The 16,951-nt window shown below is 49.9% G+C and carries 14 protein-coding genes; 3 read left to right on the top strand and 11 right to left on the bottom strand.

What is annotated here, in order from left to right:
• Positions 1-6: 6 nt before the first annotated feature.
• From AC50Y5_RS09400 to AC50Y5_RS09370, 7 genes are all read right to left on the bottom strand, one after another.
• Positions 7-1,746 carry a cache domain-containing sensor histidine kinase gene (locus AC50Y5_RS09400; RefSeq protein ID WP_056040871.1) on the bottom strand — a complete coding sequence of 580 codons (1,740 nt, stop codon included), beginning with the start codon at positions 1,744-1,746 and terminating at the stop codon, positions 7-9.
• A 75-nt stretch (positions 1,747-1,821) separates the two neighbouring features.
• On the bottom strand, positions 1,822-2,844 hold the full coding sequence (locus AC50Y5_RS09395; RefSeq protein WP_056040746.1) for an SAM-dependent methyltransferase: 1,023 nt from the start codon (positions 2,842-2,844) through the stop codon (positions 1,822-1,824).
• Between the two features lie 30 nt (positions 2,845-2,874).
• Positions 2,875-3,207 carry a cyclic-phosphate processing receiver domain-containing protein gene (locus AC50Y5_RS09390; RefSeq protein ID WP_494860088.1) on the bottom strand — a complete coding sequence of 111 codons (333 nt, stop codon included), beginning with the start codon at positions 3,205-3,207 and terminating at the stop codon, positions 2,875-2,877.
• Between the two features lie 24 nt (positions 3,208-3,231).
• Positions 3,232-4,056, bottom strand: coding sequence for an Fpg/Nei family DNA glycosylase (locus AC50Y5_RS09385; RefSeq protein ID WP_056040750.1), 825 nt, complete (start codon positions 4,054-4,056; stop codon positions 3,232-3,234).
• Positions 4,057-4,095: 39 nt separating this feature from the next.
• Positions 4,096-4,908 (bottom strand): TIGR01457 family HAD-type hydrolase, encoded by an 813-nt coding sequence (locus tag AC50Y5_RS09380; RefSeq protein WP_200931671.1) that lies wholly within the window; start codon positions 4,906-4,908, stop codon positions 4,096-4,098.
• The gene (locus AC50Y5_RS09375; RefSeq protein WP_494860085.1) at positions 4,898-6,289 is read right to left on the bottom strand and encodes a ribonuclease H-like domain-containing protein; all 1,392 of its coding nucleotides are present in this window, start codon (positions 6,287-6,289) and stop codon (positions 4,898-4,900) included. Before AC50Y5_RS09375 ends, AC50Y5_RS09380 begins: the two co-directional genes overlap by 11 nt.
• Positions 6,286-8,571 (bottom strand): DEAD/DEAH box helicase, encoded by a 2,286-nt coding sequence (locus tag AC50Y5_RS09370; protein WP_056040754.1) that lies wholly within the window; start codon positions 8,569-8,571, stop codon positions 6,286-6,288. The genes AC50Y5_RS09375 and AC50Y5_RS09370 overlap by 4 nt, the downstream gene beginning before the upstream one ends.
• Before the next feature lie 190 nt (positions 8,572-8,761).
• On the opposite strand from AC50Y5_RS09370, the gene AC50Y5_RS09365 reads away from it, so the two are divergent.
• Positions 8,762-9,019, top strand: coding sequence for an autorepressor SdpR family transcription factor (locus AC50Y5_RS09365; protein ID WP_056040756.1), 258 nt, complete (start codon positions 8,762-8,764; stop codon positions 9,017-9,019).
• Positions 9,020-9,060: 41 nt separating this feature from the next.
• The gene (locus AC50Y5_RS09360; RefSeq protein WP_494860083.1) at positions 9,061-9,693 is read left to right on the top strand and encodes an SdpI family protein; all 633 of its coding nucleotides are present in this window, start codon (positions 9,061-9,063) and stop codon (positions 9,691-9,693) included.
• Between the two features lie 45 nt (positions 9,694-9,738).
• Here AC50Y5_RS09360 and AC50Y5_RS09355 read toward each other — a convergent pair whose 3' ends face one another.
• The 3 genes from AC50Y5_RS09355 to metH form a co-directional block, all read right to left on the bottom strand.
• Complete coding sequence (locus AC50Y5_RS09355) at positions 9,739-10,707, bottom strand: metal-dependent hydrolase (protein ID WP_494860685.1); 969 nt, start codon at positions 10,705-10,707, stop codon at positions 9,739-9,741.
• Positions 10,708-10,844: 137 nt separating this feature from the next.
• Entirely contained in the window at positions 10,845-11,780 is a 936-nt protein-coding gene (gene rnz, locus AC50Y5_RS09350; RefSeq protein ID WP_494860081.1) for a ribonuclease Z, read from the bottom strand.
• Positions 11,781-11,882: 102 nt separating this feature from the next.
• Positions 11,883-15,305 (bottom strand): methionine synthase, encoded by a 3,423-nt coding sequence (gene metH, locus AC50Y5_RS09345; protein WP_442952556.1) that lies wholly within the window; start codon positions 15,303-15,305, stop codon positions 11,883-11,885.
• Between the two features lie 180 nt (positions 15,306-15,485).
• Between metH and AC50Y5_RS09340 the strand changes: the two genes are divergently transcribed.
• A complete protein-coding gene (locus AC50Y5_RS09340) occupies positions 15,486-16,028 on the top strand; it encodes a 1,2-dihydroxy-3-keto-5-methylthiopentene dioxygenase (RefSeq protein WP_056040766.1) in 543 nt (180 codons plus the stop codon).
• A 113-nt stretch (positions 16,029-16,141) separates the two neighbouring features.
• Here AC50Y5_RS09340 and AC50Y5_RS09335 read toward each other — a convergent pair whose 3' ends face one another.
• Positions 16,142-16,927: an HAD family hydrolase gene (locus tag AC50Y5_RS09335; RefSeq protein WP_494860079.1), complete on the bottom strand. Its 786-nt coding sequence runs from the start codon at positions 16,925-16,927 to the stop codon at positions 16,142-16,144.
• Between the last annotated feature and the right edge of the window lie 24 nt (positions 16,928-16,951).

The raw sequence follows: 16,951 nt of genomic DNA, 5'->3' as shown, positions 1-16,951 counted from the left end.
AACAAACTAATCCTTCCTTTCATAAGGCAGCTTCAGGCTGACCGCTGCCCCTTCATTCGGCTGGCTGCTCACATGAAGGCCATATTCCTCGCCATACAGCAGCTTAATGCGCTCATCAATATTTCGCAGCCCAAGCCCTGTTCCTTTCGTCTTCACCTCGCCGCTTAACAGCTTATCCGCATAAGCCTGCTCCATGCCGGGACCATTATCCCGCACAACGATATACAGGTACCCTTCCTCTATATAAGCCTGAATGCTAATGGTACAGCTGTCAATCATTTCTTCCAATCCATAATGGATGGCATTTTCAATCAGCGGCTGCAGCGCCAGCTTTGGCAAACCGCAGCTGAGCAGCTCCTCTGGAACATCAAGCTTGAAGTCGAGGCGCTCCTCAAAGCGGAACGTTTGAATCGTAATGTAATGATTGACGATTTCCAGTTCCTTGCGCAGCGGAATAATCGACTCCTTCAAGTTGATCGATGTGCGAAGCAAGGAGCCGAGCGCTTCCACCATTTGCGAAATTTGCAGCTGATTGCTCATTTTGGCGCTCCAGTTAATCGAATCAAGTGTATTGTACAAAAAATGCGGATTAATGTTCGCCTGGAGCGCCTTGAACTGCGTATCCTTAATCGCAAGCTGCTTGACATAGTTTTCATGAATCAGCTCATTGATGCGTTCAACCATGATACGGAAGTTTCGCTGCATTTGGCCTACCTCATCCATCGCAAGCGCCCGCTCCGCCGGGTCCTCAACATAATCGAAATACCCTAATTGAATGCGCTTCATATTGGCATTAAGCCGTTCAATCGGTTTAGTAATCCCATTAGCGACGCGCAGCGCAAATATGCCTGAAATAATAAACAGCAAGCCAAAAGCGGCAATAACGAAATTTTTGACCCAAACTAAATTGCGAAAAATATCATCAAACGAGATGATCGTATAATAATACCAATTCATGCGGCTGGAAGCGACGTAGGTGACAAAAAAAGAATTGCCTTCCCGCTCCATAATGCGGTATCCGCTTGACCCATCTGTCAAACTTAAGAGCTCTTCGACAGAAAAAATAGCCTTGTCTGGATAAATTAATTCTGCACCTCTGGCAATCATCATATTAGCTCCGCTGCTGTCAAGGCCAGCCGACAAGTCATGGAACAGCTTGACCGCATCTACGCGCACGACAATGGTGCCTAAATAATCCATATCCAAATTTTTATAGCTGCGAATTTCACGGGCTGCCGATAGCGAGCTGTCGCCTTCGCCAGGCGCTACCCACGTATTGCCCCCTTCATTTCGCTTCGTTTCCAGCTTGAGCCGCTCCAGTCTGGAACTGGATAAATTTATCGTGCGCACGCCGGTTGCATAAGCCTTATCATGCACATCATATAGCTGAACGGAATGAATATATTTATCCAAGCCGCCCAAATTAACGACGCGGTCCTGTATATTCATTTGAAGCACATAGTTATCGTATTCCGTTCCACCGCTCTTAATAGTCCGCAAATATTCCTGTACTTTGGTGTCTGTTGCAATCGTATAGGACAACTGCTCGATTTTTCGAAGCTCATTCTCAATGCTTACAGCAGAGAGACTTAACGCTTTGGCAGATTGCTCATAGATTTTCTGATCGTAGATGTCGAAGGCATATTGCTGAAGAACGCCGCCAAGTACCGCAACGGTTAATAGCACGGCGGAGAGGAGAAGGAACAGCTTATGTTTAATACGCAAATTCGCATAAAGCGCTCTCATATTACGCAAAGGAACTGCCCCCTTATCGACAATAAGCGCCCCGGTTGGAGCGCTCATCACGAATTGCTTCTATAACTAAGCCTTGCGATATTTTAAATATAATGTAATTTCATCGCGATTGTGGAACAACTGCTTGGCCCTCTCAATCGTAAAAGCGGAGCTGAGCCGCTCTGACACATCTCGAATCGTTTGCAGCGGCTTGCGGTGCATGAGCTTAATGGTAATAATCGCTGTAGCTTCACGCGCTAAGGACTGCTGTAGATCAAGCACGAGCCTGCTCATTTGCATCGGGCTCCAGCTCATATCGCAGACGAGCAAATCATAAGCTTCTGCGGGCAGCTTCACATCCGACGCATTACGCTTATGGTAGGTTAATGCAGGATGGCCATTTAACGAAGGATGCAGCTCGCCAGGATCGACGGCCGTCACTCGGAGACCTCGTTCCAGCAGCAGCGACGTCCAGCCTCCCGGTGCCGCACCAATGTCCAGCGCCTGCTGGAAAGTTTCATAGTGCAGACCAAACTCCCGTTCCGCCTCCAGCAGCTTAAACTTCGCCCGGGAAATTTGCCCTTCCTCCCGTTGAAAACGCACAGCGCCGCCCGGCCAATCGGATAACATCTCCACTGGTGTGCCGCAGCCGACATAAAGCTGGCTTGCAGCAGCATAAATCGCAATAATCATATCCGGCGATTGTCTCGCAGATTCGGCTCCGATTTCCTCAAGCACCGCATCCAGCACCGCTTTCGTATCTGCCGCAGAATACGGATAGACGGTAACCTTCGCCTTGCGCAAATGAATCGATACCTGCTTGTCCACAAAAGAAAGCTGTGCATTCCGCACCACTCTGGACAGCTCTTCCAAATCATCCGCATCGCCGCTTGCCTCAATGACGCGGTCAACCGGCTGCAAATGCCTTAAAAAAATCGGCAGCTGCCGCTGAACCGCTTCCAAGGTTTCTTCCCTTGAAAGCGGACTTTCAAACAAAAACACTTCTCCAGCTGCAAGCTGCGTCACTTTCAGCTGTCCTAATAAACGCCTCAGCTCTTCTACCGCATAGGCAGCATATCCTTGATTAGCCGTACCAATCCACCGGCTCATAACGCCACCTCCCTAACATCACACAAACCTTTACAATGAAGCAATTTCCTCCAGCAGCGAGAACGGCATCGGCCCATTATGCACTTTCGTTTCCTTCGGTGCATTGGCGTACAGCATTTGATACATTTGTACCCGTCCTGCTGCGCTGGAAGTGTGCAGGAAAACCTGCTTTGGATAACGTCCGGTACTCACCATATGGCGAACAACCTCCGCACCCGTATCCTGGTTCCAGCCTAAATCATAATCAAGCGATAAAATATCAATTTCTTCCGTATCAATCATTTGCTTGCATTGCTCAGCTGTCAAAGCCAGTACAAATCCCTTTGGGCAATGCCTGTAATCGTCTAAAAAAAGATGTATCATGAACGATTCCCCCGTTCGCGACTTTTAGCTTTCCACTTGCTCCGGCTGGCAGGAAGGACAGACAAATGCCTTGCGCGCAGCAGTGCCAACGACTTCAATCTGAGAACCGCAAGTACCGCATGCTTCCCCTGCACGCTCGTAGACACGGCGCTGTGTATAGTAGCCGCCTGTCAGCTTGTCGTCCATCGTAAGGGGCTGCTCCATGCTGCCTCCCTTAGCCGCCGCATCCTTCAGCACCACATGCATCGCCTCATATAGACGCTGCCATGCGTCTTCTTGAATAAGCGGAATTTTGATATCCGGACGCACAGCGGCAGCAAATGCAATTTCATCGGCATAAAAGGAACCGATTCCGCTAATTACTTGCTGATCAGCCAAAGCAGCCTTCAAAGCTCCGCGTTTTTTACGGAACAGCTGAACAAACTTTTCAAGCGTCAGCCTTTTATCTAAAGGATCAGGCCCTAGCTCTGCCAGCACCTGCTGCGTTTCTTTAACCGATAAAAGATGAACAAAGCCCTGGCGCATTCCTGCAACATAAAGGCTGCCCTTTTCCAAATGAATGACGATCTGCGCCTCGCTCTGCGGGCGTTCCTCGCCTTGCCCATAAAACAGGGACGCACCCGCATGAAGCTGCGCAAGCAAACGTTTGCCATTGTCTAGATGCAGAAGCAAATGCTTGCCACGACGCTCCACAAACCAGATCGTTCTATTCGTTAGCGCTTCGTCAAACTGCTCAGCGGAAACATTTAGAAACTTCTCTTGCAGCACTTGTGTGCCTGTAATTCGGTCTCCTGCGAGCCGTTCTGTTAATAATACGCGATAATTTTCGATTTCCGGCAATTCCGGCATTGCTGTTCGCTTCCTTCCTGTCTGTACGCTATCCCTATGTCAGCTGTTTGCAGTTTCCGTAATATAAGAGATCAGCTCATCTAAATTTCTACATATTTTATCCGGTTCGCAGCCTGCGCGTTCCGAATAGTGCTTATAATTTTGCTCCGTTGTAAGTCCTGTCAAAACGAGCAGCGTCCCACAGCCCGAAGCGCGGCCAGCTGCAATATCCGTAGCCAGATTGTCACCGATTACCCATGTGTCCGAAGCCGGAAGGCCGAGCTGCTTTAAGGAATAATCCATCAAAATCGATGAAGGCTTGCCAATGACAATCGGCTCCTTGCCCCCTGCTGCTTGCAGCATCGCTCCAATTGAACCAGCCCCCGGCATTAAACCGCCTTCCGATGGAAGCAGCAAATCAGGGTTCGTTAAAATAAACGGAGCTCCGCCATGAATATAGCGAACCGCAAGCGAAAGCCTCGAATAGCTAAGCTCACGGTCGATACCTTGAATAACAAAATCCGGCTGTTCTTCCGTTAGCCGCAAGCCGGCTTCTTCAATAGCTGCGCGCAAGCCAGCCTCTCCAATAACAAAAACAGAAGCCCCCGGCTTTACAGAAGCCACATATTCAGCAGCAGCCTGCGCTGATGTGCACACATCCTGCTCCTCCGCCGGAATATCCATCCTGTTCAATCGCTCCGCTACATCCCCCGGCGTAGCCGAAGAGTTGTTGGTAACGAACCGATAAGGAAGATTTAGCTCCTTAAGCTTGCGCAGCAAAGCATCTGCACCTTCAATTCTTCTAGTTCCATGATAAAGCGTGCCATCGAGATCGATGAGCAGGCCCCGCATTTCAGGCAAATTATGTCCCATGATTCCCCAGCTTCCTTCCTATCTTGCCCTGCAAGCGCAATGACCGCTTGCGAAGCTCTGCAAGCTCCGCCCGCTGCTTGGCAGTTTGACGCCCCCGAAGCGGATGGCTAAGCGCCATCTGCAGCGCTTCGTCCGCATATAATAAAGCCGAATCATAATCTTTCAGCTTATGTTCGTAATACATAGCGAGCTCGATAAAGGCGCTGTCATCGCTTGCCCCAAATTTGTGAGGCAACATTACAGCCTTCTGCCACAATAACACAGCTCGCCGCCAATTTCCAGCCTTCTTGTCACGTGCCGCGAGCAGCAGCAATGCATTAAGCGTCATACCCGGAAGCTGTTCTGCCACCGCAAATAATCGTTCCGCCTTCTCCGCCTGTCCCATCTTCTCCAGCCACAGCCCTGTTCGCACGATTTCCTCCGGCTCTTCCGGCATCGGCAGCGGGCCGCAGCCCGCTTCGCCATTTAACAAATGCCCAAATCGGATCGCTAAGCTCGCAAGAGAAAGCATGTCGATTTCATTATGGCGGAATACGCCTTCCAGCGGCTCCGGATTTTGATCAGCTAAATATTGAAAATACAGCTGCGGGGCAAGCGAGCCCGGGACATCATCCACACGCTCAATGCCAAGCCGCTCTTCCTCCACATGGCTTAGCCTGCATGAAGCAAGCGTATTGCGCCAAACGCTGCGTGCAGGATGCAGAAAATCCAGATGCAGCGGCGCCCACACTTTGCTGCCGAAGCCATTCAATATAAATCGGTTCAGCATAACGGGCCAATCAAACGTTCGTCCATTATACGTTACCAGATACGCATAAGCCGTCAGCTTTTCCTTCAAATAGGCCAGCATCGACCGTTCCTCTGCCGGATGGCGAATTAGCGCCTGCTCTACAATAAACTGCTGCCCTTGCCAATAGGCAATGCCCACCATAAACGGCACATTTCCTGTCCCGACTCCAAGGCCGGTCGTCTCCAAATCCAGAATGAGCAAATGCTCTGCGCCAATTTGCTCCCCGTGAAAAGCGGATAGCCCTTTGCTGGCTTCCTGAAGTTCCGAAAGCCGATGAATGCCATGCTGATGGGCCGCAGGATATTTCACTTCACGCAGCAAAAAAGTTCCTACCTCATTCGTTTGCAGCTTGACGCCCATGGCGAGCCAGCTATCTGGAAGCTGCTCCGCGCCCGCTTCTGTTTCTAATTCTACTTCTGCTTCTGTCTCTGTGACTTCTTTATTACCTTCTAAAGAGGCTTCTAGAGAGACTTCTAAATCAGGCACTTTAGAAGTCTGCTGCCCTGCACTTTCTATCGCTTCGCCTGTGCTGCTTGCTGATCCAGCTGCGCTGCTGCGCAGACGATTCATTCGCTCTCGCAAACTGCTCATGTATTTCCCTCCGCTTCCTCCAGAAGCTTAAGCGCCTGCTCCTTGCCGAGCAGTCCGACCTCTTCAATCGGCCCCACACAGGCTGGGCATCCGCTCAAGCAAGTACAGCCGCGAATAAGCGACTTTGCCTGACGGATCAGTTCATCATGCACCTCAAACAGTCTTTCGCTCAGTCCAATGCCGCCCGGGTACCGGTCATAAAAATAAATCGTCGGCTTCTGTGTATGCACAGCCTTCACCTGCGGCACGACGCGAATATCATAGGGATCGCACATCAGATAGAGCGGTGCAATATGAACCAATACATTCGCAATGCCCAGCAGTGCGTATTGCATCTCATTTTTGCTTTTGCGCGCAGCAGCCTCTTCGCTGAACGAGAACCAATAGCCGCTCGTATGCAGCTCCTCCTCCGGCAAATGAATCGGGCCAGAGCCAATATTTTCATGGCTGCGCAGCCGAATTTTTTTGAAAATCGTCGCCTTGGCATTCAGCGCCAGCTCTCCATACTGCCTCGTCAGCTCGCCCGATTCGCGCTCCTTGTCTACATAAAGCACCTTCAGCTCCACTGCGAGATTCGCATCGGTGTAATAATCGACATCGACTTTGCGCACATAAGCTTTCTTCTCAGCATAATCCAGCTTCTCGACCTGATACTGCACGCCCTCGTGGATATATATCGCTTCTTCGTGAATAAGCGTTGGGGCACTGAAGCGATCAACTTCGCCGAGTACACGGCTGCCCTCCGTCATATCAATGATGACGAAGTTTTCCTGCGCTGCAGAACGCAGCGAAATGTTATGGGCGGGAAACGATTGCTCCATCCAATACCAGCGGCTGCCCGCACGGTGAAGCACCTTTTCCTCCGTTAAAAACTCCATCATATCCGCAAGCGATTCCTCGCCAAACTTCTCGCCCTCTTCAAAAGGAAGCTCGTATGCCGCACATTTCACATGATCAATGAGCACGAGCAAATTATCAGGATGGATAAGCGCGCGCTCTGGCGGGCGATTGAAGAAAAAGTCAGGATTCTGAATCATATATTGATCCAAAGGATTGCTGCTTGCCACTAAAAAAGTAACCGCGCTGCCCTGCCGGCGCCCCGCACGACCCGATTGCTGCCAGGTGCTGGCTACTGTGCCCGGATAACCGTTCAGCACGCAAGCTTGAAGCTGGCCAATGTCAATGCCGAGCTCCAGCGCATTTGTGCTGACGACGCCGCGAATTTCGCCGCTGCGCAGGCCGCGCTCAATTTCCCGCCGCAGCTTGGGCAAATACCCGCCGCGGTAGCCGCGAATCGTCTTCGCATCGAGCTTGTCCTTAATGATATCCTGCAAATAGGTCAGCAGCAGCTCCACGCGCACCCGGCTGCGGGCGAACACAATCGTCTGAACGCCTTGCCGCAGCAGCAAGCCTGCCAGCTTCCTCGTCTCCAGCACGCTGCTGCGGCGAATGCCGAGCTGCCTGTTCACAACAGGCGGATTATAAAAAATAAAATGCTTTTCGCCCGTTGGCGCGCCATTATTATCGACGAGCCGCACAGGCTCGCCTATTAGCTTTGCTGCATGCTCGGCAGGATTATCAATGGTCGCTGATGCACAAATAAATTGCGGATTAGACCCATAAAACCGGCAAATTCTTTTGAGCCTGCGGATAACATTGGCAACGTGACTACCGAACACGCCTCTGTAAGCGTGAAGCTCATCGATCACGATATATTTAATATTTTCAAACAGCTTAACCCATTTCGTATGATGCGGCAAAATCGCCGAATGCAGCATGTCCGGATTCGTTACGACGATATGTCCAGCATTGCGGATCACTTGCCTCACAGTCGGAGGGGTATCCCCGTCGTATGTATTCGTCTTGAGGTCGACGTCCATCAGGTCGGCAAGCGTCTGAAGCTCAGCCACCTGATCCTGCGCCAGCGCCTTCGTTGGAAACAAATACAGAGCCCGGCCTTCCTCATCCTCTAATAAAGACTGGAGCACCGGCAGGTTGTAGCATAAGGTTTTGCCAGAGGCAGTCGGGGTGACCGCTACAACGCTATGGCCTTCTCGAACGAACCGATAGGCCGTTTCCTGATGCGTATATAGTTCATTAATTCCCTTTGAGCGCAGCGCTTCCGCAAGCTTAGGATGCAGATCCGCAGGCAATGCTGCGGTACAGGCCTCGCGAGGCGGAATGGTCCGCCAGTGGGTAATATTGTCCGTTATGTCCTGATCGTGCTTCAGCAGCTCCAGCCACTCCTCGAGTCCCGAGGTCTTTCCCGTCCAGCGGTTCATGACTGTTTCTCTCCTTGTATCCTGACTTTTCTAGTACACTCGTTTCTTTCATTTTACAAGAATACATGTTCGGCCTGCAATTTTATTTTTTGGGTATCCGTTTATTGACAGCTTAAGGCGTAGCCATTACAATGTGATTATATTAGATTGTTAGATAATTATCTAAATATCGAAAGGAGGTCATCCCTCATTGTCGATTAACCAGGCGTTTAAAGCGTTATCCGATCCTACAAGACGCACCATACTTGATTTGTTAAGAGAACAGGACTTGACAGCGGGGGAAATTGCTGACCATTTTCACATGACCAAGCCGAGCATTTCCCATCATTTAAGCTTGCTGAAGCAGGCTGAGCTAGTATCGGACGAGCGCAAAGGGCAGCATATTTACTACTCGCTGAATACGACCGTCTTTCAGGATTTACTCAAATGGATTGCTTCGTTTCAATGAACATCAACCGATTTATGACCTGACTTGGAAAGGAACGATGAATGATGAAAAAGAATTTTTGGACTTGGCTCATTATCGCACTATCATTTATTGCCGGGTTAATCTTCTACTCTTCTCTGCCTGCCACTATGCCCGTACATTGGAATGCGTTTGGCGAGCCTGACCGTTATGCCGGCAAAATGTTTGCTTTATTTTTCATCCCGGCTTTGATGGTGCTGCTTACTCTGATGTTTAAATATTTGCCGAAAATCGATCCCAAAATGGCTGCAAGCTCCAGCACGATTAAAAGCACCGATATTATCAATCAAGTGCTGATGCTTGGCCTAGCCGCCATTCAAGGCTTTATCATCGCATATGGCTATAGCGTCGAGCTTGATATTCAGATGGTCGTCATCCCGTTTATCGGCATTTTGTTCATTACGATCGGGAACTATTTGCCACGTATGAAGCCCAATCGCTTTATCGGCATCAAAACACCGATAACGCTGAATAACGAGCATGTATGGCGCAAAACACATCAGCTTTCGGCCAAAATATTTTTCTGGGGCGGCTTTCTCATTATAGTGACGGTGTTCCTGCCAGGCATGGTGCAGCTGATCAGCTTTCTGACGTTGATTGTGCTCGTCTCCATCCTATCGGTCATCTCGACTGTATTTGTTGACAAAAAAATATAGCGCCCTTGGAGGAGCGCTATACGTGCTTTTTCTCAAAATATTTCACTAAACGTGGGGAGGCTCCCACGTTTTTTTATTCCAACCTAGTCGGTGATTCAGCACCTTCATATCCGCATCGAGCGTCACAGCTACCCCAAACGGCATTTGCTGCTTATTCCAAAAACGCACATCGCTCCAGGTCACTTCGTAACCATCGAGCTTTTCCTGCACATTCACATGAACCCGCTCGGAAAATGACAATAGAGCTTTCACGCCTTCCTCGTTCATCGCCGCACGCACAACTGGAACCAATTCCGCGTCATCCAGCTTGCTCACTGTCGTCTCTATCTTAACCAAACCTCCGGCAACCGTGCCCGCTGCATAATGGTCGCCGCAGTCTGCTGTAAACTGCCAGCTGTAGCCTAGCAGTGACGGTACGAGCGTTATGCCCGTACGGAGGCCGAAGCTTTCTCGCAGCAGCCGTTTCACCTTACGGCTTACTCGCAGCCTCCATCCGATATAGAGAGCCGTCATAGCGTAAATGATAGCAAACATCGGGCCTGGCTCGGCTAGGTCTAACGCCCAAAGGATACAGCCAGATACATGCAAAACAAACAAATACGGATCAAATAAGCATAACGTATCTAAATGCAGCCATTTCTGCGTTACAGGTCTGGCGCATTGCACGCCAAAGGAATTGAGCAGGTCCAGCAATACATGAAAGCAGACCGCAACGAACATCCAGCCTACAACCTGCCAGGCAAGCTCTGGCACACCATAAAGCCACGCAATCGGCAAGCCCAGCAGCGACCAAATGGCTGGCGCAGGCAGTGAATGCGTAATGCCGCGATGATGGCGCACATAGGCCGCTTGCCCTTTAAAGCGCATCACCGTATCAAAATCCGGCGCATGACTGCCGAGCAGCGTTGCTGTCCATACGGCAAGCATCGCGGCTGGCTGCGCAGCGAGCGCAGGGTCGAGCATCGCGAGTCCCCCAAGTGTTGCGCCGAACAATAAATGGCTTGCTGTATCCATCACGTATCAGCCTCCCGATGTGTATACTGCTGTTCACAGCCATCATACGGGGGGAATGTCAACGCATTATTTTCAGCATATGTTGATTTCGTAAGAGGGACTTAGGGTGTAGCAGACTGGACGGAAGTCCCCTAAGGCTAGCAGTCGCTGCGCCTTGCTATTTTGGCATGGAACAGATCATAGGCCGCTTCGGATTGCGGAAAAATACGCTGGGCCTCTTCTTTCAGCATCGGCATATCCTCAAGTAGAAAACGCGAGCTGAAATGCGTCATAATCAGCTGCTGCACACCTGCATCTTTAGCGGCCTGCGCTGCTTCAATCGTCGTCGAATGCCCATATTCATGCGCTTTCTCTTCCTGTCCTGCAGCAAACGTCGCTTCGTGAACGAGCAAATCTGCATTTTCAGCAAGCCGGGCCATGTTGGCACATGGGCTGGTATCGCCAGCAATTGCAATGATTCTTCCTTTTAATGGAGCTCCAGCTACTTCAGCAGCACGCACCGTCGTGCCATCTGCCAGCTGCACATCCTCGCCCTGCTTGAGCTTGCCATATAGCGGCCCTGACGGAACACTCAGCGCTTTCAAACGCTCTGTATTAAGCTTGCCCGGACAATCTCGCTCCAGCAAGCGGTAGCCATAACAGGGCAGGCGATGATCCAATGACCAAGCTTCCACAACGAATCGCTCATCCTCATGAATAACGCCATCCCCTTGGATCTCGGTTATGATCAGCTCATAGTCAATATGGGTTCCGCTCAGCCGCAGCGCGGTTCGCACCATCTCTTCAATGCCTACAGGACCAAACAAATGGAGCGGACCTTTGCCGCCGGAATAAGATCTTGTGCTAAGCAGACCTGGAATCCCAAAGGTATGATCACCATGCAGATGCGTAATGAATAGTGCATTCAGCTTGCCCATTTTCAGCGGGGATCGCATCATTTGATGCTGAGTGCCTTCGCCTGCATCGAACATCCAAAGCCCGCCATCCGGCTCTGGCAGCCGCAGCGCAATCGACGTTACATTGCGTTCTTTCGACGGCCGTCCCGCACCTGTTCCAAGAAACCAAATTTCCATGCCCCTACCGCCTCCTGTTCAAAAATAGGATAAAGCCTCCGCCAATCGCTAAAAACGATTTTGCGGAGGCTCTCCCTGCTATTCATGATGCTATTTATGCACCTAACGTTCAACCTTCTCAACGTTAAAATATTGCGCTTCCGGATGGGAAAACACCATTGCAGATACCGATGCTTCCGGCTCCATCATGAAACCTTCCGTCAACTCAACGCCAATATCCTCCGGCTTCATCAGCTCAAATAATGGCCCTTGATCTTCCAGATCCGGACAGGCTGGATAGCCAAACGATACGCGAATCCCTTGATAACGTGCGCCGTGGCGCTGCTTCATCGTCATCGTATGCGGATCCGGGTAGCCCCAAATATCCCGCATCATATGGTGGACGCGCTCAGCGAGTCCTTCCGCCACTTCAAGCGCCACCGATTGCAGCGCGTGCGAACGCAAGTAATCGCCTTGATCCTTCCATTGCCCCGCCAAATCGCGAATGCCTTCGCCTGCCGTTACTACAAGGAAACCGACATAATCCATAATGCCGCTATCTACAGGCTTCAGGAAATCCGCCAAACAAAGGAATGGCTCTACCTGCTGGCGCGGGAAGGTGAAACGTTTGATTTCCTTCGTCTGATCGTTAGCGTCGTAAATAATAATATCGTTGCCTGAGGACTGCGCCGGGAAGAAGCGGTACATGCCGTTAGCCTTCAAAATCCCGTTCGTCGTTCCTTCATGCAAAATGCCGTCAACCGTTTCTTTGAGATGAACCGCCTTCTCGTTCTTTTCCTTCAGCAGGTTTTCCACGTTGCCCTTCAGTCCTAGATGATGACCGAGCAGCATCTGCATATTGATATAAGGAATAATATGCGGCAGCGGAACATCGCGCAAAATGTGGCGATCCAAATCAGGCGGAATGTACACCGGCGCGTCTACTGAAATTTTTGAACGCTCGATTCGGGTAAGCTTAGGCAGCTCTTTGCTTTGAACCTCTTCTTCGCCGCCCGATGCTTTGTATTCCGCCATCTCATCTTCCATCCGTTGACGGTGGTCTTTATCCATCAGCTTATTGGCAATATCAAGCCCGTCCATTGCATCCTTCGCATACAGCACCAAGCCGTCATACTCGGGACCAATCCGTGTCTTTGTAAATTTCCGGGTCAACGCCGCACCACCGACCAGAATTGGCGCGTCAATGCCTGCGCTGCGCATATCCTGCGCTGTAATGACCATCTGCTGCGCCGATTTGACAAGCAAGCCCGACAGGCCAATCGCATCCGCCTTCTCATTGCGGTAAGCTTCTATAAGCTTCTCAGGCGGTACTTTAATGCCGAGATTAATAATCTTGTAACCGTTGTTGGACAAAATAATTTCAACGAGGTTTTTGCCGATGTCATGCACATCGCCTTTTACCGTCGCCAATATAATTTTCCCTTTTACGGACGATTCATCCTTCTCCATAAACTGCTCCAAATGAGCAACCGAAGCTTTCATGACCTCTGCGCTTTGCAGTACCTCCGCCACAATGAGCTCATTATTATTAAACAGTCTGCCGACCTCTTCCATCCCCCGCATGAGCGGTCCATTGATGACCTCCAGCGCCGTATATTTGGCAAGCGCCAAATCCAGATCAGGAATTAGTCCTTCCTTCGTACCTTCAACGACATAAGAACCCAGTCTTTCCTCCAGCGTCAGGTTGGAGATTTTCTCTTTCTTGACCACTTTCTTCTCGCGGAAGGCGGCAACGAAAGCAGCCAGCGTCTCGTCTGTCGTATTAAAAATCAATTCCTCCGCCAGTCTGCGCTCCTCTTCAGGAATCGAAGCGTAACGCTCCAGCTTCTCGGTGTTCACAATCGCATAATCAAGTCCCGCTTTTGTACAATGGTACAAATAAACCGAGTTCAATACTTCGCGACCCGCATCCGGCAAGCCGAAGGAAATGTTGCTCAGGCCTAGAATCGTTTTGGCAAGCGGATATTTTTCTTTGATTAGTTTAATACCCTCAATCGTCTCCACTGCGGAGCCAATATATTGCGGGTCACCAGAGCCAACCGGGAACATATTCGGGTCAAAAATAATATCCTCCGGGTTCATGCCATACTTATCAACAAGCAAACGGTAGGAACGCTCTGCCACTTCGAGCTTCGCTTCACGGCTAACCGCCTGACCGCGCTCATCAATTAGTATCATGACGACAGCTGCGCCATATTGATGGATAAGCGGAAGAATCTTTTCAAACTTGGCTTCGCCATCCTCCAGGTTAATGGAGTTAATGATCGCTTTTCCTTGCGAATATTTAAGGCCCAGCTCAATAATATGATCGTACGTCGAATCAAGCATGAGCGGCACTTTAATTTTCTTGACAACTTGCGGCAAAAAATGATGAACGGCGTACGCTTCATCAATATCCGTATCCTGCAAGTTAATGTCAATGACATGGGCTCCGCCTTTTACTTGCGCTCTGGCAATTTCCGAAGCTTCGTCAAACTTCTCTTCTTTGATCAGACGCTTGAACTTCCGCGAGCCGGAAATGTTCGTGCGCTCCCCTATCATAATTGGGCGGTTTTCCGGCTCAATATAGACGGTATCAATGCCGGATACTGCTGCAGGATGCTCGCCATATTTGGTACGCGGCGGATATTTCGCCATCGTCTCGACAAGAGCGCGGATATGGTCCGGCGTCGTACCGCAGCAGCCGCCAGCAATGTTAAGCCAGCCCTGCTCGGCAAAAGCAGACATTTTTTTCGCTAGCGATTCTGGCGACTCATGATAATTACCGTTCTCATCCGGTAAGCCCGCGTTCGGATAACAGCTTACTGCCGAATTGGCAATTTCACTAAGCGTACGAATATGGTCACGCATAAACTCAGGACCTGTCGCACAGTTTAGCCCCATAGATATTGGCTTCAAATGCTCCAGCGAAATATAAAACGATTCAATGCTTTGGCCCGCAAGCGTCGTTCCCATAGGCTCAATCGTTCCCGAAATCATGATCGGAAGCTCACGACCCATCGTCTCAAACGCATTGCGAATGCCGATGCTCCCCGCTTTTACATTAAGTGTATCCTGGGAGGTTTCAAGAAGCAGCGCATCTACATCTGCTTCCATGAGCGCAATGACCTGCTCGTAGTAGCTGTCCACAAGCTCTTCAAAAGTAACCCCGCCTGTTACAGAAAGCGTCTTCGTCGTCGGACCAAGCGCTCCTGCCACATAACGCGGATGCTCAGGCGTCGAATATTTATCCGCCGCTTCACGGGCAATTTTCGCCGCAGCCAGGTTGATTTCGCGCGCCTTTTCCGGTATATCGTATTCAGCCAGCACGACGCTAGTTGCTCCGAACGTATTCGTTTCCAAAATGTCCGTGCCTGCCTCTAAATATTGTTCATGTATAGTACGGATGACATCAGGACGCGTCAACACGAGTATTTCATTACAGCCGTCCATATCCTCACCGCCAAAATCATCCTCGGTAAGATCGGCTTGCTGAATCATCGTTCCCATTGCGCCGTCCAAAATCAATATCCGCTTTTGCATCATTTCTTGTATGGTTGGTTTCGACAATTATGTGCACCCTTCCTGTGAAAATCACTAAAGTTCAGTTTAACAGAATCGACGCAATGTGAAAAGCAATTGCAATCGACAATCGCTTGTTTTTGCATTATAATCATTATATATTTAATATAACATTTAATTTCAATAGGAAAAGAGGGAATTGTGATGGCTGAGATTAGAATTCGCAATACTGAGGAAAGAATATCTGGCGAGCAGAACGTTCGCGCGTTTTTAGAAAGCCAAGAAGTGCTTTATGAACACTGGGATGCTAGCAAGTTGCCAGGCCATCTGCAAGATAAATTTGTATTATCCGATGAAGAGAAAGCGGAAATTCTCGCTACTTACGATGTAGAAATTCGCGAGCTTGCCCAGCGTCGCGGTTACAAAACATGGGATATCGTTGCCCTTTCAGATGCTACCCCAGGTCTTGATGATATTTTAAAACGTTTTGAGCAAGTGCATACGCACACAGAAGATGAAGTGCGGGCGATTACAGCTGGACGCGGAATCTTTATTATTAAAGGCAGCGAAGAAGTCGGTTATTTCGACGTTGAGCTGGAAGCGGGAGACGTTATTTCGGTTCCAGAAACAATTCCTCACTTCTTCACATTGATGGATAACCGTCAAATCGTTGCTGTTCGCCTGTTTATTGAAACGGAGGGCTGGATTGCCCACCCGTTCGAAGACCCTGCTTTCACTAAAGCTTGATCGTTCCTTCATTGAATTGCGTCATTATACAGAGAAGCCCCTTGAGCCATGTCCAATGGACCAAGGGGCTTCTTCTTATGCTTTTGCAGCAGTAATGGCGCGAGTATGCGCGACTATCCCAGCAGCGGCAGCAATTCCTCTAAATGCTTAATTTCATATGTAGGCACAATTTCATCCGACCGAACAGCGCCATGGCGATTAATCCATACCGAATCCATACCAATGGCATTTGCACCTAAAATATCCGTAGTCAGTTTGTCCCCAACCATTATACCCTGCTCCGGTTCAATACCAAGGCGCTCCAGCGCATGGCGGAAAATCGAAGCGGCCGGCTTGCCTTCACCGAAAGCGCCCGAAATAATGATGTGGTCAAAATAAGGCGCAAGCTGTGGAACGCCTGTAAGCTTCTCCTGCTGCAAATCCGGTGAGCCGTTCGTTAGCAGCAGCAGCTTATACTTGCCTTTTAGCGCATCTAGCAATCGAAACGTTTCATCATATACAATCGGGCGCGCTCTGCGCTCTGCCGGAAACTGCTCGGCCAGTATGGCGCCAAGCTCTGGATTGTCTACGCCCAGCGCTTTTAGCCCTTTCGTCCATGCTTCACGACGATAAGCGGGTGCAAGCTGCTCCAGCTTTCTGAACTCCTCCTGTTCTCCCTCACGGAAGTTAGCCCATAGGCCTTCAAAAGGATTAATTCCGATCATTTTCGTGAAAGGGAACGTTTCATACGATTCATATAAGCTGCGAGCTTCCTTGCGAACAGCTTCCTCCAGCTCTACCGCATCTACGCCCGCTGCTTCCGCACCTGCTTGACAGGTCGCATCAAATGCTTCTTTTACACTACGGTCATCCCATAGCAGTGTGTCATCCAAATCAAATAATACCGCTAGCTTTGCCATTGTTCACTGACGCTCCTGGTCGTT

The sequence above is a fragment of the Paenibacillus sp. JT22N7 genome (genome assembly GCF_059383875.1).
This window is presented reverse-complemented; position numbering and strand designations above follow the sequence as displayed.

Excerpts from the sequence above, each read along its gene's own strand:
- AC50Y5_RS09400 (WP_056040871.1), bottom strand. The coding sequence starts at position 1,746 with ATGAGAGCGCTTTATGCGAATTTGCGTATTAAACATAAGCTGTTCCTT.
- AC50Y5_RS09395 (WP_056040746.1), bottom strand. The coding sequence starts at position 2,844 with ATGAGCCGGTGGATTGGTACGGCTAATCAAGGATATGCTGCCTATGCG.
- AC50Y5_RS09390 (WP_494860088.1), bottom strand. The coding sequence starts at position 3,207 with ATGATACATCTTTTTTTAGACGATTACAGGCATTGCCCAAAGGGATTT.
- AC50Y5_RS09385 (WP_056040750.1), bottom strand. The coding sequence starts at position 4,056 with ATGCCGGAATTGCCGGAAATCGAAAATTATCGCGTATTATTAACAGAA.
- AC50Y5_RS09380 (WP_200931671.1), bottom strand. The coding sequence starts at position 4,908 with ATGGGACATAATTTGCCTGAAATGCGGGGCCTGCTCATCGATCTCGAT.
- AC50Y5_RS09375 (WP_494860085.1), bottom strand. The coding sequence starts at position 6,289 with ATGAGCAGTTTGCGAGAGCGAATGAATCGTCTGCGCAGCAGCGCAGCT.
- AC50Y5_RS09370 (WP_056040754.1), bottom strand. The coding sequence starts at position 8,571 with ATGAACCGCTGGACGGGAAAGACCTCGGGACTCGAGGAGTGGCTGGAG.
- AC50Y5_RS09360 (WP_494860083.1), top strand. The coding sequence starts at position 9,061 with ATGATGAAAAAGAATTTTTGGACTTGGCTCATTATCGCACTATCATTT.
- AC50Y5_RS09355 (WP_494860685.1), bottom strand. The coding sequence starts at position 10,707 with ATGGATACAGCAAGCCATTTATTGTTCGGCGCAACACTTGGGGGACTC.
- rnz (WP_494860081.1), bottom strand. The coding sequence starts at position 11,780 with ATGGAAATTTGGTTTCTTGGAACAGGTGCGGGACGGCCGTCGAAAGAA.
- metH (WP_442952556.1), bottom strand. The coding sequence starts at position 15,305 with ATGATGCAAAAGCGGATATTGATTTTGGACGGCGCAATGGGAACGATG.
- AC50Y5_RS09340 (WP_056040766.1), top strand. The coding sequence starts at position 15,486 with ATGGCTGAGATTAGAATTCGCAATACTGAGGAAAGAATATCTGGCGAG.
- AC50Y5_RS09335 (WP_494860079.1), bottom strand. The coding sequence starts at position 16,927 with ATGGCAAAGCTAGCGGTATTATTTGATTTGGATGACACACTGCTATGG.